The following is a 14,426-nucleotide window of genomic DNA, read 5'->3' on the forward strand; positions in this document are numbered from 1 at the left end:
ACTGTCCCCAGTGGCTGGCATGCTGCCCAGATGACCAACACCAGCAAGCTAGTCCGCGACCGCATCCCCGAAATCATCCGCTCCCACGGCGAGGACCCCACCTACTACACCGCCGACCCCGCCGAATACCGCAACCGCCTCCGGACCAAACTCACCGAAGAAGTCACCGAGTTCCTGGCGGCCACCGACGACGACGCCCCCGACGAACTGGCCGACATCCTCGAAGTCGTCTACGCCCTGGCCGCCGACCTCAACCTCACCGAGCCCCAACTCGACAAGATCCGCCACGACAAAGCCACCACCAAGGGTGCCTTCGCCGACCGCATCATCTGGACCGGCGTGCGTTGAGGCCCACACCTCTGCAGGTGCGGGCCCCACGGTGGATCAGAGGATCGAGTTGGCGCTGACGGTGAAGCCTGTGTTGATCGGGGCGCCGGCGTTGGTGAAGCAGTTGACGTCTCGGACTATGAGGTCGGGGCCTGAGGTGCTGTTGGTCCAGAAGGTGTTGAGGCCGCAGAAGTTGGAGTTGGAGCCGTGGGCGGTGACCTGGACGGTGTTCTGGGTGAAGGCGATCCGCGGGAAGGTGACCAGGGAGAGGCCGGTGCCTGCGGGGAGGATGGTGTTGGCGCCTAGGCCCAGGATCGAGTTGAGGTTGGTGGAGGGCGGGCCGGCGGGTGGCTGGTTGAGGAAGTAGCCGTAGTACTTGGGTGGGACGGCGGCGCCGTACAGGGAGACCTTGTGCTGGTAGGTCAGGGTGAAGCGGGTGTTCAGCAGGGCGCCGGCGGCGTTGAAGCAGAGGACGTTGACGGTCTGGCCGCTACCGCTGGAGACCCAGTTGCGGATCTTGCAGCGGGCGCCTTGCTGCGGGTTGACCGCGGTTGCCTGCAGGCTGCCGTCGAGGGTTCCACCGGCCACCAGGCCCGGGAACTTCACCTGGTACTGACCGACGCCGAGGTTGGTCGACGTGTTGCCGGCGCCGGCCGAGTTGTACTGGCTGAAGAGCGCGCCGGTGGCGGACGAGTCGACGTACCCATAGGGGCCAGGCGCGGGACCACCGGAGGCGCGGACGAAGAAGACGCTGAAGCTCGACACATCCAGCGCGCCACCGGCCCGGTAGCAGCGGATGTTGATGATCTCGTCGGCGCCGGACTGACCCCAGTTCTCAGCCTGGCACCAGTGCGGCGTGGTGTTGATCGCGGTGACGTGTACGACGCCCTGTGGCGCGCCCTGGCCGATCAGCTTGACCTGGTAGCGGCCTGGCGAGATCGGGATGACGGAACTCCCGGCCGGCCAGGTACCACTCGGCACGACGGCGCCGGCGGTCTGGTTCCACAGCGCCCAGCCCTTCCGGTCCGGGACCGCGGCATCCGCGGGTGAAACAACGGTGAGGAAACCCGCCAGCATCAACAGACTTGCTGCGAAGCGGGCGGGCAAAGACAGACGTGGCATCGGATTCCCCCCTCAGGAAATTGGTGACCGATTACTGGGGGAATGCAAGCACGCACACTCGGCATCGAGCAATAGCCCAATGTCATGAATTGTTTACGCGGAGCGTTTGTTTGGGTAATTCACGAATGCAGCACAAAGCCGCCGGCACCGACCGGCTTATTCTTCGGAGTCCGCGCCCGGGTCGCCTGATACACCGGCCGGCAGCGCCGTTGCGGTGAAGACGCCGCGCCGGTCCAGGCGGTGCTTGATCCGGAGCAGCCGGGCGGCGTTCGGGCCGTAAGCCGCGGCGGTCTGCGACTGGTCGTCGGGACCGAGCAGATTCGGGTAGCCGCCAGGCAGCGAGTACTGCGCCAGCAGCGTGCTCGCCGCCCGCGCCCACCGGCCATCGCCGCCGACCTCGATGAACTCGAGCATGAAGTGGTCGTCCCGCAGACCGAAGGCGGACCTCCTGATCGGCACCCGGCTCGCGGCGCCGTGGAAGTGATGAATGTTGATGAACGTGCCCGGCGAGGTGCGGGCGGCGTACGCCTCGAGCAACGCCGTCACGACCTCCGGGGTAAAGCCGGTGACGTTGCGAGTGCGGATCGCGTAGCGAACTCCATCCGGGAACGCACCATCGAACTCGCGCAGTTTCGCCAGCGGGGACTTCACACTCACCTCCGCCTGCAACGGAGTACCGAGCGCGGCGAACCCGTCGAGGACATCCTTGCCCTCGGCAAGATCCCCCGACCAGGTCGGCGCCACCGAGACCAGCGGATTGCCCTCGGGATCGGTAACGATGGCGATCACCGAGGTGAGCTCATCAGGTCCACAGTCGAGAAGTTCGCCGTACCGGAGGAACACCTGCTCGGCCTCCTCGAACGGGAAGGCGAACGACCCGACGAGCACCTCGGCCAGCGGGTGCGCGGCGATCCGGGCGGAAGTGACCACACCGAAGTTGCCGCCACCACCACGCAACGCCCACAACAGCTCGCCATCAGCCTGTACGGCGCTCCCGTCGGCAAGCACGACCTCCGCGCCCAGCAGGTTGTCGGCCGCGAGACCGAAGCGCCCACTGAGCGGACCGTAGCCCCCACCGAGTGTCAGCCCCAGCAATCCAACCGTGCCAACGGTCCCTGTCGCCACCGCAAGCCCCAGCGGATCCGCAGCCGCAGCGACGTCCTCAGCAGTCGCACCACCGCCCACGGTCGCCACACCAGCCTCGATCGAGACCTGCCGCATCCGGGTCAGGTCGATCACCAGACCGCCGTCCCGAAGCGCGCGGCCGGCCCAGTCATGACCGCCGCCGCGGACCGACAGCGGCAACCCGCGCTCGCGGGCCACGGCAATCGCCTCCCGTACGTCGGCAGTCGTCGTACAGATCGCGACCACCACCGGGCGGTTGCCGACAGCACCGTTCCAGATCGCGACAGCGGCGTCGTACTCGGGTCCTTCGGTGACGAGTTGAACCATGCCGGCAAGCTATCTACACCCCGCCGCGATCACCCGGCCCACAAGCGAAGCCTGCCCGGACTACCCACGAGGTCTGCCCTCAGGTGATGCGGACGAGCGCCACCACTCCCGCACCGGCGACCGTCAGTCCATCAGGCGGATCGCAGACCACGTCACGCGGACCGAGCACGACACCGTCGACGGTCAGAGAACCGTCCAGCACCACGAGGAAGTCCGCGCCCTGGAGGTTCTGCTCGCCGGCGATCCGCTGACACGCCACCGCGGCCGCAGCGCGACCCCGCCGAGTCATCACGTTGAAGTTGATCGTCGAGCCCGACGGCTCACCCTGAACCTCGGCTTCACCAGGAAACGCGAACGGCTCGAACGGCCGCAGCACCTGCACCTCACCGCCCGGCATCGTCAGCGCCAACTGCCGACCGGCCACCAACGTGATGATGCGATCAATACCGGGAAAGCTGGAGAACGGGCCCGGCCGTTCGACGACCGCGAAGCTCAGCCGCCAATCGACGTCGGCCCCCGCGGACCGGGCCACCTCGTACGTGTGCCCCAGCCCGTTCTTCCACAGCACCCGCCGATGATCGGCCCGCCGCAGAACCCGCAACTCGATCAGTCCTGCTTGACCTGCGACCGTCGCGCCAGCGCGCCACGCACGAAGTTGACCACCAGGATCGCCGGCAGAAAGAACGCCTGGAAGAACATCCAGTAGCTGTCCCCCTCGGAGATGAAGCCAAGGAAGACGCCGTACCCGAGGAAGGCCGCGCCGACCACGCCGCCGAGGATCCGCGCCCCGTCCGACTGCCCGGAGTTCTTCACGAGCGCCATACCCACCATCGCCACGCCACTGATGCACAGCAGCACGACGTACCACGAAAACGTCGAATCGGCCCCGAAGTCGATGTTCACAAGATCCCCCACCAGTAAGCAGTCGAATGAATCCCCCGCGCGGGACAGTACCGGACACGCAGGTCAGGCAGGCTCCGGGCAGCCGGTGGCCGGTCGCCCGGCGGAGTGCCGCTCAGCGATGTGAACGGGAGTGAAGGATCGACTCGAAGAACTCCACATAGGCACTGACGAAACGCTCAGGAGAGAAGTGGTCGAGCGCATAACGCCGGCAAGCCGCTCTCGACAACTTGCCGACCTCATGCATGGCAACCACAAGAGCTTCCTCGTCGTCACATAGTGCGCCGGTCTCCCCCGCCAGCACGAGCTCTGGCAACGAGCCACGGGAGGTACCTAGGACGGGCGTTCCGCAAGCGAGACTCTCGGCCACAGCGATACCGAAGGCCTCATCCCATTGAATCGGAGCAAGGAGCGCGCGAGCGCCGCCGAGCAGCCTGGCTTTCTCGTGACCGTAGACAGCTCCAAGGTATTCCCGGCGAGAATCGAGCTCAGGCGCTACAGCAGACTCGAAGTACTTGCGCTCGTCGGGACTCGTGCACGGGCCGGCGATCAACAGCCGTACGCCTGCGGATTTGGCTGCCGAGATTGCCAGGTGAACGCCTTTCGTAGGCGACATCCGGCCAAAGAAGATGAAGTAGTCTCCGTCGCCGTTCCCGGCCGGAAAATTCTCGAAGTCAACCGGGTTCCCGATGATGCGATGGTCACCATGAAAAGGAAACGTCTGGGCATGCGCGGCGGAGAGAAAGACAGCCGGAAGTCCTGCCGCTTGCGTATAGACTTCGTCAAAATCGGCTGCGTGCCCAAAAGGAGCGTGCCAGGTCACCGCTACCGGGCAGCCGGTATGACGAGCGCCGATCGGCGGCCCCAGCAGCGTATGGTCGTGGAGTATGTCCAGGTCGTCCGAGCTGCGGTAGGCATACTCGACATGCGACAGATCTACCGCCCTGGACGACTTCTGGCGGCCGGCGGTCCGGTTCCGCTTCGCTTGCGGCACAATTCCCCGCAGTTCAACCGGGCACTGCGAGTCGCGTGACGCCCAGAGAATCACGTCGTGCCCTTTTTCGGACAGGCCCCGCGCGAGAACATCTATCATGTATTCGATCGGCCCGTAACCAGCAGGTGGAACGGAGGCGCTCGTCGGCGCGAGGAGTCCGATGCGCATCACTGCCTCCTGCACTCAAGCATCGTGGGCACATTCGCCGAGATGTGCCGATGGAAGGCCGAGCTCAGCCAGCAGTGAGCCAAGAACTTCGCGATCGTCGCCGCTGCCGTCCTGACAGGCCTCGAGCAGCGTCGGAAACCATCTGACGAACGCGTGATAGAAGGTCTCGGCATCCAGAGCCGTCCCACCCACGTTCGTCAGTGCAGCCACCTCACCAAGGATGCGCGCGACACGCGCGACGCGCGCATCGGTATACACGGCCTTGAAGAACGGGAAAGTGCCTTCAAGGCGGCCGGCTGCACGCAGTTGCCGCTCGAGTGTCGTGCCCGGATGCACCTTCAGACTTGAAAAGAAGTGGTGCGGTGTCCGGAGGTCGAGGTCGACCAGGAGGTCGAAGCTGGAGCGGAGGCCGGCCAACGAATCGGTGGGGTTGAGGAAGATGAAGCCTACGGCGGTGGTGACGCCGAGCTCATCGAGAATGCTCAACCTCTCCCGGATGATTTTGGGGTGGTAATGCTTGTTCAGGTCCAGTAGCGCAGTCTCGGAGGCCGACTCGACGCCCACGAAAACCTTGCGGAGTCCAGCTCGCGCCAGGAGGGCCATCACCTCCCGGTCGATACCGTCGACTCGGCAGTCGATCATGAACGTCAATTCGAGTTTGCGCTCGAGAACTTCTTCGGCAAATTCCCGGGCGTGCGACGTCCCGGTCTCGCCCTTGGCGAGGAAGAGATCATCGACAATCGTGACGTGATCGACCCCGAACCTCGACTGAAGATTCTCGAGTTCGTCGACCACAGACTTGACGGACCGCCGCCGCCAACGATCAGAGCCACGGAATCCAAGCTGGTCCGGCACCTCGCCGGTCGTACAGAAGTTGCATCGATAGGCACAGCCGCGCTGGGTCCACAGAGCGGCCGACATCCGGCAATCGAGGACCTGGGAGGTATCACTGCGGCTGGCCCACGCGAGGTCATCGAGGTTGGCAATGGCCGGCCGCGGGCGATTCCGGACGATCTGCCCGCGGTCATCGCGATAGGTCAGGCCCGGCACACCCGAGAGATCCCCCAGCTCCAATCCATCGAGCAACTCGACCATAGTCTGCTCCCCTTCACCTCGAACAACTGAATCAAAGTTGTCGAAGGTGCGCAGGAACAGTTCGTCGTTCAGCGTCGCGAAATCGTGACCGATCGTGATGTGACCGGCGAATCCGTGCTCGCGTAGTTTCCGCGCGAACCAGGCATTCTCACCGACCACGTTCACCGGGCCGGAGAACCCAACGACGTCCGGCGCCGACGCGAGTATCGCGTCCAATGCCTGCTTCAGGGTGGAATGCATCTCCGCACACGCGTTGAGCAATTCCACTTCACGCCCCGCTGCCGACAGACTTGCCTCTATGCTCTGTAGCCCCAGATGCTCGCCCGGGAATGTCGAACGCCGGCTGGACGTGCCGACGTCGGAGGACACGAGGCGCTGATAGTAAGGCACCTGGACGACTTCAGCGACCGAGTTCAGATCCTCGAACGTCTGCATCTTGTGGAGCGTCGGCGGATTGACAAGAAGCGTCTTCACGATCTGAATCCCTCATCTTCCTCCTGAAGGCGGATCCGTACCAACTGTCACGGCCGGCCGCGACCTCCGTCAACAGCCCTGCTCGCACAGCCCGAGCGCTGTCCAACTGTGCATCTTCCGCAGTCACACACAGCACTTCACGGCGCCTACGCTCGACAATGGTCCGCTATTGATCCACAAAGTCACCGCACGGCGAAAGCATCGGAGGCAGCGAATGCCGGTTCAACAATACAAAAACTTCATTCTGAATCTGGACCTGCTCTGCCATGACCGACGGCCGTTCTCAGAACTTGCCGCGCTGGTGCTGGAATATGATCCACTGATCCTCCGGCTGGGCAACTTCTTCAAATGCAACGTGGATCTTCTCGAACGGCTGCCACCGCGAACCAAAGTGGTTTGGAAGCTTGAGTACTTCGGAAAGGACGCCGGACTCCACCAGATCTGGAGTTCGTTCGGAAGTGACCCATCGGCGTTGGTCAGAGATATGAATTCAACTGGCCACGAAATCATCTCCTACGCGTATAGCGATTGGAATAGAGCGGGCCTGCGCGAGCTCGTTCCAGAGCTGCAGAATGTTCCGGTCGGAACTCTGCCGCTGGCGCTGAAACCAAGGTCGGCCCATGCTGTGCCGGCGCTTGAGGTCCGCACCGAATATGACATTCCGCACGACGCGATCGCCTTCGGCGTCGGTGGCACCCGCCAGCATCTCAAGGGTATGGAAGAAGTCGTTGCAGCCTTCGCCGAGACCGCAACCGAAGATCAGTTTCTGCTGTGTACGGTACTGGGCCAGGGCGGCGAGACGGCAGCCGATGTGTACGCCTCGTGGCGGCGCCGAATGCCGGGCCGCGGTCTGGACCGCGTCCGGGTCCGGGTGGGTAAACGCGATGAATGGGACTGGATGTGCGGGTTCTATGCGGCGGTCGACCTGGTTCTTGTCAATTCGGAGCTGGATTCGTGGGGACGTATGGTCGCTGAGCCCTTGAGCCTCGGCACGCCTGTCGTCGTCCGGGAGTCCACCTCTGGCACTAACCAGATCCTGGACTCGCTCGTTCGCGTCAGGTCCTTTTCGGACTTCGGCGGAGAAGAGTTTCTGGACGCCGCTGAACGAGCCCGGCAGAGTGCAGCGTCACTTGCTGAGCAGAGCTGGCAGCGCTACTCGCCGGATCTGGTCAGGAGACATTTTGCGGCGCTAGTATCTGAGTGGCTCGACGATTCACAGAAGGCCCAGATGGAAGAGTTCCTGGGGATGGAAGAATGGCGCCGGGAGCTGGACCTGATCTTCCAGAGCCGCTCGCCAGGGGTGCTGCCCGGCCCCGGCGCACCGTCCTGGGCCAAGTGAAGGCCATCGCCTGTCCGCCCGGCCGGCGGGTGGCGACTGGAAGGTGCCCGCGACCGATTGGACAGCAATGGTGTCACCGGCAATTGAGGCCCGCACCCTTTCGAAGCGATTCGGCAAACGATCTGCAGTGGACAGTGTCAGCTTCACGATGGAGCAGGGCGAGTCGGTGGCACTGCTCGGTCCGAATGGCGCCGGAAAGACAACCACGATGCGGATGATATGCAGCGTCTCGCCGCCTACCTCGGGAACGCTGCACGTTCTTGGTATGGATGTGCGCAAAGATGGGATTGCCATACGCCAGAGAATCGGCGTGTGCCCTCAAAATACCAGTCTGGACCTGGAGCTCTCCGCCGAGGAGAACCTGTTCGTTTACGCTCGCTATTTTGGCCTGCGGCGGCAGGAAGCGAGGGCACGGGCAGCTTCGGAGCTGGCCAGGATGGGCCTTGCCGACCGTGCGCGCGACAAGGTGACCGACTTGTCCGGAGGAATGCAGCGCCGCCTGGTGATAGCGCGGGCGTTGATCAACCGGCCTGCTCTGCTGATGCTGGACGAGCCGACGACCGGCCTCGATCCCCAGGCAAGAAGTGACCTGTGGGAGTCGCTGCGCGAGATCCGCCAGTCCGGCATCAGCCTCCTCCTGACCACCCACTACATGGAAGAGGTCGAAGTACTTGCGGAGCGAGTGATCTTCATGCACTCCGGACGGGTGGTGGCCGATGGACCGAGTGCGGCGCTGGTCAGGGAGCACACCCACAAGTACATCGTCGAGATTCCATATATCGAGGAGGACATTCCGTCCGCTCTGGCTGTTCTCGACGACACCAGGGTCGAACGACTTCCGACCAGATGGCTCGTCTACACCGAGCGCCCCGAAGAAGTTCGCGCAAGACTGCGGCAGTACCTGGTTCCGGATCTCGATGACTCCGTCATCGCAGTTCGGGAGTCGACGCTCGAAGACGTATTCTTGACCATCAGTGGTCGCGGCCTCAGGGACGGGGCCGGGTGAGCGCGACGCCGGCCGGTCGCATTGCGCGAACGCTCGCTGCGATCGAATACCACGCTCTCCATTATCGCGGAATGTTCCTCGCAACCTTGGCGACCACGATTGTCACACCGTTGCTCTACTATCTGGCCATCGGCGAATTGCTCGGGCGTCATGTCGACGCAACCCGGTTCGGCTCTGATTCGTACATCGATCATCTTGCCCCTGCTTTGATTCCGACATTTGCATTGCAGCTGGTAGTCGCGGCAACCGTGAATCCTGTCGTGGCATGCTGGAAATGGACCGACACCTATGCGACGATGCGCACGTCGCCGATGACTGCCGGTGAGATCGGTCTTGGTCACGTTTCATTCGTATGGCTTCGGCTAGTCCTTTCCTGCTTGATATACACAGCTATAGCCCAGCTGTTTCTCCACGATTCTCTTTCGGCCGCCGCCCGGTGGTTCACGTCCGGCCTGGTAGTTGGCATGTCGATGTCCACCGTGCTGTACGCACTGGCCGTCAGGGTGAATCACGACGCAACCCTCGCCTTGGTTTCCCGACTGGTCGTGCTGCCCATGACCTTCTTGTCGGGAGCCTTCTTTCCTTACGATCAGCTACCTGCGCCGCTTCGTCAGATCGCCGTCGTGTCACCTCTCACGCACGGGACTTCGCTGGCAACCGGAGCGGACGAGTCCGCGCTCGGTGTGGTACTGAGAATTGCCTATCTCGCCGCGATCATGGCCGCCGGCGCCGTGGCGTCCAGATCGGCCTTGAGAAATAGGCTGGAGGTGTAGACGATGCCGCTTCTCCCTCGAGGGATTCCAATCCTGGAACGCAACCTCACCGTGCAGCGTCGCTCGTGGATCTCACTCTCCACGGGGGTCATCGAGCCGGTTCTCTTCCTGCTCGGCATCGGCTACGGCCTGGGAGCGTCGGTGCACGGACTGGTCGGTGATGACGCGTCGAGCTATGCCGAGTTTGTCGCTCCTGCGCTGCTGGCGGTCTCGGCGATGAACGGGGCCGTGGCAGACGGATGCTACGGATTCTTTGTGAAACTCCACTTGTCCGGTATCTACCGGGTTGCATCCTTTGCGCCGGTACGGCCCTACGACATAGCCTGCGGGGAGATTCTCAGCGCCTCTGTCCGGGCGATCGCCTACGCACTGCCGTTCGTTGTCGCGGTGGCATTCTTGGCGCAAATGAGTATGCCGCGGGTTCTCTTGACAGCTGTCGTCGCCTGCTTCCTCGGCGTCTACTTCAGTGCCATATCGATCGCTATCGCCACCTTGATTCGCCGAAGGCAGCAATTTGAGTTCCTGAGTCTTGCGATCCTGCCGCTGTTCCTGTTCTCGGGAGTATTTGTACCGGTCTCGTCCCTCCCGCCTGCAATTTCTGTCCTGATCGAGTTGACCCCGCTCTATCATGCGATCAGCCTCGTTCGTGGAACTGTCTCGGCGGCACCGATCATGTCGCTCGTTCCTTCGACCGCCTACATCGTTGCCGTGACGGTTCTTGCCGTCTTCGTAGCCTCTCGTCGCACGCAGAAGATCCTTACCCGGTCCTCGTGAACCCCGACCACCGCTCCGGACGCTTGCAGTCTGATAGTTAGTCGGCTAAGTTTTCAGTATTAGCCGACTAACTATCTCATGGGGTGCGTTCATGGAGCTGGGTCTGCAGGGTGCGGCGGTGCTGGTGACTGGGGGTTCGTCCGGGATCGGGCGGGCGGCGGCGATCGGGTACGGGCGGGAGGGGGCTCGGGTCGCGATCACCTACGGGTCGCGGAAGGAGGCGGCTGCGGAGGTGGTTGCGGAGGTCGAGGAGGCCGGCGGGCAGGGGTTCGCCGTACCGATGGATCTGAATGATGCGGGGTCGATCGAGGCTGCGGTGGCGGCGGTGATCGAGCGCTGGGGCGGGCTGGACGTGGCCGTGGCGAACGCGGTCAACTGGGGCAAGCTGGGCTTCCACGGGCGGCCGGAGAAGATCGAGGACGCGCCCGAGGATTGGTGGACCGAGGTGCTGCGGGCGAACCTTGAAGGCAACTTCCGGTTGGTGCAGCAGGTGGCGCCTGCATTGCGGCGGTCGGATGCCGGGCGGTTGGTACTGGTGTCGACCGACGTCACCCTGCGGCCGCTGCCAGGTTCCTGGCCGTACGGCGCTGCCAAGGCCGGGCTGCACGGATTCATGACTGCCCTGAGTTACGACCTGGGCGCGGACGGCGTACTGGTCAATGTGGTGATGCCGGGGATCACGCTCGAGGACGGAAAGCACCGGGTGATTCCGCAGGAGGCGACCGACGAGATCGCCAAGGCCTTCAGTGCGCGGCGGCTGCCGCACACGACCGAGGTGGCCGACACGATCCTGTTCCTGACCTCGCCGCGGACGCCCGCGATCCAGGGCGAGATCATCCGCGTCACCGGAGGTGCGCTACTCCAGCAGTAACCGGCTGTACCTTGGGGACATGACTCGGGCACTGATTGTGGTGGACGTGCAGAACGACTTCTGCGAAGGCGGAAGCCTGGCGGTCAGCGGTGGCGCGGACGTCGCCTTCCGGATCGGCGAGCTGGTGCACAAGTGGCACGAGGCCGAGCCGGACGAGCGTCACTACCAGTACGTCGTGGCCACCCGGGACCACCACATCGACCCGGGCGACCACTTCTCCGACGAGCCCGACTTCGTGAACTCGTGGCCACGGCACTGTGTGGCCGGGACGGACGGGGTGAGCTTCCACCCGAATCTGGATCCGCAGCCGTTCGACGCGATCTTCGACAAGGGTGAGTACGCGGCCGCCTACTCGGGGTTCGAGGGCAAGTCCCACGAGGGCGGTCGTGGGCTTGCCGAGTGGCTGCGCGACCGCGGTATCACCGAGGTCGACGTCTGCGGGATCGCCACCGACTACTGCGTGCGGGCGACGGCGCTGGACGCCCGCGTCGAAGGCTTCGGTACGACGGTCCTCACCGCCCTGACCGCTGGTGTGGCCCCCGGCAGCACGGAGCAAGCCCTGAGCGACCTGCGTGCTGCCGGGGTCACACTCACCTGACCGGAGCGCCTGGGCCGAGCGGGATCCCGAGCGCCCACCAGGCCAGGAACAGCAGCGTCCAGGCGACCGTCATCGCGAGCGCCAGTGGCAGCGTGTACGACGCGAGCGTGCCGATGCCGGCGTTCTTGCGATAGCGCTGCAGGAAGCCCAGCGCCATCACGAAGTACGGGCTCATCGGCGTGATCGCGGTCGAGCCCGAGTCGGCGATCCGGAAGAGCGCCTGGGTGGTCTCGGCCGGCACGTCCAGCAGCATCATCATCGGGACCAGGATCGGCGCGGTCAGCGACCACATCGCCGAGCCGCTGGTGACGAGGATGTTGATCAGCGTCAGCAGGACCAGGATGCCGAGGAAGATCACGATCGTCGGCGCACCGAGGTCACCCAGCCAGCGGGCCGATTCGGCCGACAGCAGGTCACCGATCCGGCTCCAGCTGAAGTAGGCCAGGAACTGCGCGATCGCGAAGAACAGCACCAGCACCGGTGCCATCTGCTTGATCCCCTCGGCCATCAACCTCGGTACGTCGGCCGCCTTCTCGATCGCGCCGACCGTGACGCCGTACGTGATGCCGACCAGCCCGAACAGCACCGCGACGACCATCGCGATCCCGTCCAGGAACGGCGAGTCGACGATGCTGCCGTTCTCGCCACGCAACGGCGAGTTGTGTGGCGCCAGTACGGCGACGATCGCGACCGCGGCGAGCCCGAACACGATGGCGGCCCGCAGCAACCCGGTCTTCTCGCGGGACGACAGCGTCAACGCGTCCGGATCGTCACCAGGGGCATCCGGATCGGCTTCCAAGTCGTCTCGTTTGCTCAGCACCAGCTTGGTGACGAGCGTGATGACGAGCGCGAGCAGCACCGACGACGCGATGTTGAAGAACCAGTTCGACAACGGCGAGACCGAGGCATTCGGGTCGACGGTCTTGGCCGCGGCCTCGGTGATCCCGGCGAAGATCGCGTCGTTCGGCGTCGGGATCGGGCTGGCGTCGTACCCGGAGGCGATCGCGGTGTAGGCGACCACGATGCCGAGGATCGGTGACCTGCCGACCGCCCGGAAGGCGAGCCCGCCGAGCGGGACCAGGATGATGTACGCCGCCGCCGACGCGACATGCGCCATCGTGCCGGCGAAGGCGACCGCGAAGACCACCATCGAGGTCGGTACCCGGGAGACGGTCACCTTCATCAGCGACTGCAGGAAGCCGGTCCGCTCGGCCAGCGCGACACCCATGATGACGACCACGATGGTGGCCATCGGCGGGAACTCGGCGAAGTTCGAGACCGCGGTGGAGACGGCCATCTGGAGCCCGTCACCGGACAGCAGGTTCTGGACCGCGACCGTCTTGCCGTCCTTCGGCGAGACGACCGACACGTCCAGCGCGGCCAGGATCGCGCTCACCACCGCGAGGATCGCGGACAGGATCCAGAACAGCCAGAACGGATGCGGTAGCGCGTTGCCGACCCGCTCGATCACGGCCATCGCCCGGATCAGGCGTGGCAGCTCCTTCGTATCGGTTGCGGTGCTCATCGCCGGTGCTCCTTGAAGAACTTCCCGATCAGCTCGTGCGCTTCAAAGGTCTGAGTGACATACCCCGGACCCGACGTCGCGTCGGAACCCGGCCAGCTGTGTCCACCATCCGTGACGGCGACGTGCACCACGTCCGCCTCGCAGTCCTTGTACGTGAACTTGAGGACATCGTCACCCTGCTGGGACACTCGCGGATCCTGATCGCAGTGGTTGCGCACCGACCAGTCCCGGACCCACGTCTGTACGTCGGGAAGATCGCGCTGACCGTCGCCGCCGTACGGGATCGTGGTGTCGCCGGTGCCGTGGATGTCGAGAACGGGGATCGGCCGGCTCGGAGCACAGCGACCGCCCTCGATGTAGAACGCGCCGTCCACCGGTGCGATCGCCGCGAACCGGTCGGCCATCCGGCAGGCCAGGATGCCGGTGAAGGCCGCGCCGTTCGACTTACCCGTCGCGTAGACGGACCGGGTATCGACGCAGTAGTTGGCTGCCAGCTGGTCGAGCAGGTCGGCGGTGAACTTCACGTCGTCCACACCCTTGGCCGCGTACGGCGCTCCTTGCCAGGCCTGCTTGGCTTCGTCCCCTAGCACCCCGTTGGGGTAGGCAACCACCGCATCGAGCTTCGACAGGTCGGAGAACGCCTCGGTCTGCGCGCCGGTCTTGCCCCGGCCGTGGAAGACGAGGATCAGCGGATAAGCCTTGGACGGCTGGTAGTTGTCCGGCACGTGCAGCCGATAGGTGCGCGCCAGACCGCCGCTCTGCACGGAGTAGTCGCCGGTGGCCGCGGCCTTGCCGCAGCCAGCGGTCCGGGAGGCGGTCGCTGCAGTTGCCGTCGGCAACACAGTAGCGGCGGTCACCAGGCCGGCCGCCACCGCAATCGCGCCAACCGTCTTCAGGCGCAGGGTTTTCGGGCATGCGAATCTCATCAGGGGTGCCTCCTCAGGCGAGCCACCGCCCCAGCCCCATTTGGTGGGAGCGGGGGGATACGGGCGGTGCGGGGGTGGGGTG

The 14,426-nt window shown here is 64.6% G+C and carries 15 protein-coding genes; 7 read left to right on the top strand and 8 right to left on the bottom strand.

Features of this window, described 5'->3' with window-relative positions; translation table 11 throughout:
• Nucleotides 1-30 precede the first annotated feature (30 nt).
• Complete coding sequence (locus ACFCV3_RS03685) at nt 31-348, top strand: hypothetical protein (RefSeq protein ID WP_376025778.1); 318 nt, start codon at nt 31-33, stop codon at nt 346-348.
• Nucleotides 349-384: 36 nt separating this feature from the next.
• On the opposite strand, the gene ACFCV3_RS03690 is transcribed toward ACFCV3_RS03685, so the two are convergent.
• The 6 genes from ACFCV3_RS03690 to ACFCV3_RS03715 all read right to left on the bottom strand — a co-directional run bounded on the left by ACFCV3_RS03690 (nt 385) and on the right by ACFCV3_RS03715 (nt 6,532).
• The gene (locus tag ACFCV3_RS03690) at nt 385-1,449 is read right to left on the bottom strand and encodes a hypothetical protein (protein ID WP_376025780.1); all 1,065 of its coding nucleotides are present in this window, start codon (nt 1,447-1,449) and stop codon (nt 385-387) included.
• 156 nt (nt 1,450-1,605) lie between these two features.
• Nucleotides 1,606-2,901, bottom strand: a complete 1,296-nt coding sequence (locus ACFCV3_RS03695) for an FAD-binding oxidoreductase (RefSeq protein ID WP_376025782.1) — start codon at nt 2,899-2,901, stop codon at nt 1,606-1,608.
• A 79-nt stretch (nt 2,902-2,980) separates the two neighbouring features.
• Nucleotides 2,981-3,502, bottom strand: a complete 522-nt coding sequence (locus ACFCV3_RS03700; RefSeq protein ID WP_376025784.1) for a HutD family protein — start codon at nt 3,500-3,502, stop codon at nt 2,981-2,983.
• A gap of 5 nt (nt 3,503-3,507) precedes the next feature.
• Nucleotides 3,508-3,816: a hypothetical protein gene (locus ACFCV3_RS03705; RefSeq protein ID WP_376025786.1), complete on the bottom strand. Its 309-nt coding sequence runs from the start codon at nt 3,814-3,816 to the stop codon at nt 3,508-3,510.
• 100 nt (nt 3,817-3,916) lie between these two features.
• Nucleotides 3,917-4,963, bottom strand: a complete 1,047-nt coding sequence (locus tag ACFCV3_RS03710; RefSeq protein ID WP_376025788.1) for a glycosyltransferase family 4 protein — start codon at nt 4,961-4,963, stop codon at nt 3,917-3,919.
• Nucleotides 4,964-4,978: 15 nt separating this feature from the next.
• A complete protein-coding gene (locus tag ACFCV3_RS03715) occupies nt 4,979-6,532 on the bottom strand; it encodes a B12-binding domain-containing radical SAM protein (protein WP_376025789.1) in 1,554 nt (517 codons plus the stop codon).
• Between the two features lie 214 nt (nt 6,533-6,746).
• On the opposite strand from ACFCV3_RS03715, the gene ACFCV3_RS03720 reads away from it, so the two are divergent.
• From ACFCV3_RS03720 to ACFCV3_RS03745, 6 genes are all read left to right on the top strand, one after another.
• On the top strand, nt 6,747-7,871 hold the full coding sequence (locus ACFCV3_RS03720; protein ID WP_376025790.1) for a hypothetical protein: 1,125 nt from the start codon (nt 6,747-6,749) through the stop codon (nt 7,869-7,871).
• Nucleotides 7,872-7,998: 127 nt separating this feature from the next.
• Entirely contained in the window at nt 7,999-8,877 is an 879-nt protein-coding gene (locus ACFCV3_RS03725) for an ABC transporter ATP-binding protein (protein WP_376025791.1), read from the top strand.
• On the top strand, nt 8,874-9,650 hold the full coding sequence (locus ACFCV3_RS03730; protein ID WP_376025793.1) for an ABC transporter permease: 777 nt from the start codon (nt 8,874-8,876) through the stop codon (nt 9,648-9,650). The genes ACFCV3_RS03725 and ACFCV3_RS03730 overlap by 4 nt, the downstream gene beginning before the upstream one ends.
• Before the next feature lie 3 nt (nt 9,651-9,653).
• Nucleotides 9,654-10,424 carry an ABC transporter permease gene (locus tag ACFCV3_RS03735; RefSeq protein WP_376025794.1) on the top strand — a complete coding sequence of 257 codons (771 nt, stop codon included), beginning with the start codon at nt 9,654-9,656 and terminating at the stop codon, nt 10,422-10,424.
• Nucleotides 10,425-10,515: 91 nt separating this feature from the next.
• Complete coding sequence (locus ACFCV3_RS03740; protein ID WP_376025796.1) at nt 10,516-11,295, top strand: SDR family NAD(P)-dependent oxidoreductase; 780 nt, start codon at nt 10,516-10,518, stop codon at nt 11,293-11,295.
• Nucleotides 11,296-11,314: 19 nt separating this feature from the next.
• Complete coding sequence (locus ACFCV3_RS03745; protein WP_376025798.1) at nt 11,315-11,893, top strand: nicotinamidase; 579 nt, start codon at nt 11,315-11,317, stop codon at nt 11,891-11,893.
• On the opposite strand, the gene ACFCV3_RS03750 is transcribed toward ACFCV3_RS03745, so the two are convergent.
• Together ACFCV3_RS03750 and ACFCV3_RS03755 are read right to left on the bottom strand one after the other, a co-directional pair.
• Nucleotides 11,886-13,418, bottom strand: coding sequence for an AbgT family transporter (locus tag ACFCV3_RS03750; RefSeq protein WP_376025800.1), 1,533 nt, complete (start codon nt 13,416-13,418; stop codon nt 11,886-11,888). The two genes, ACFCV3_RS03745 and ACFCV3_RS03750, sit on opposite strands and share 8 nt — an antisense overlap.
• Nucleotides 13,415-14,344 carry an alpha/beta hydrolase family esterase gene (locus ACFCV3_RS03755; protein WP_376025802.1) on the bottom strand — a complete coding sequence of 310 codons (930 nt, stop codon included), beginning with the start codon at nt 14,342-14,344 and terminating at the stop codon, nt 13,415-13,417. Before ACFCV3_RS03755 ends, ACFCV3_RS03750 begins: the two co-directional genes overlap by 4 nt.
• Nucleotides 14,345-14,426 lie beyond the last annotated feature (82 nt).

The organism is Kribbella sp. NPDC056345, assembly GCF_042262745.1.
Lineage (GTDB): Bacteria > Actinomycetota > Actinomycetes > Propionibacteriales > Kribbellaceae > Kribbella.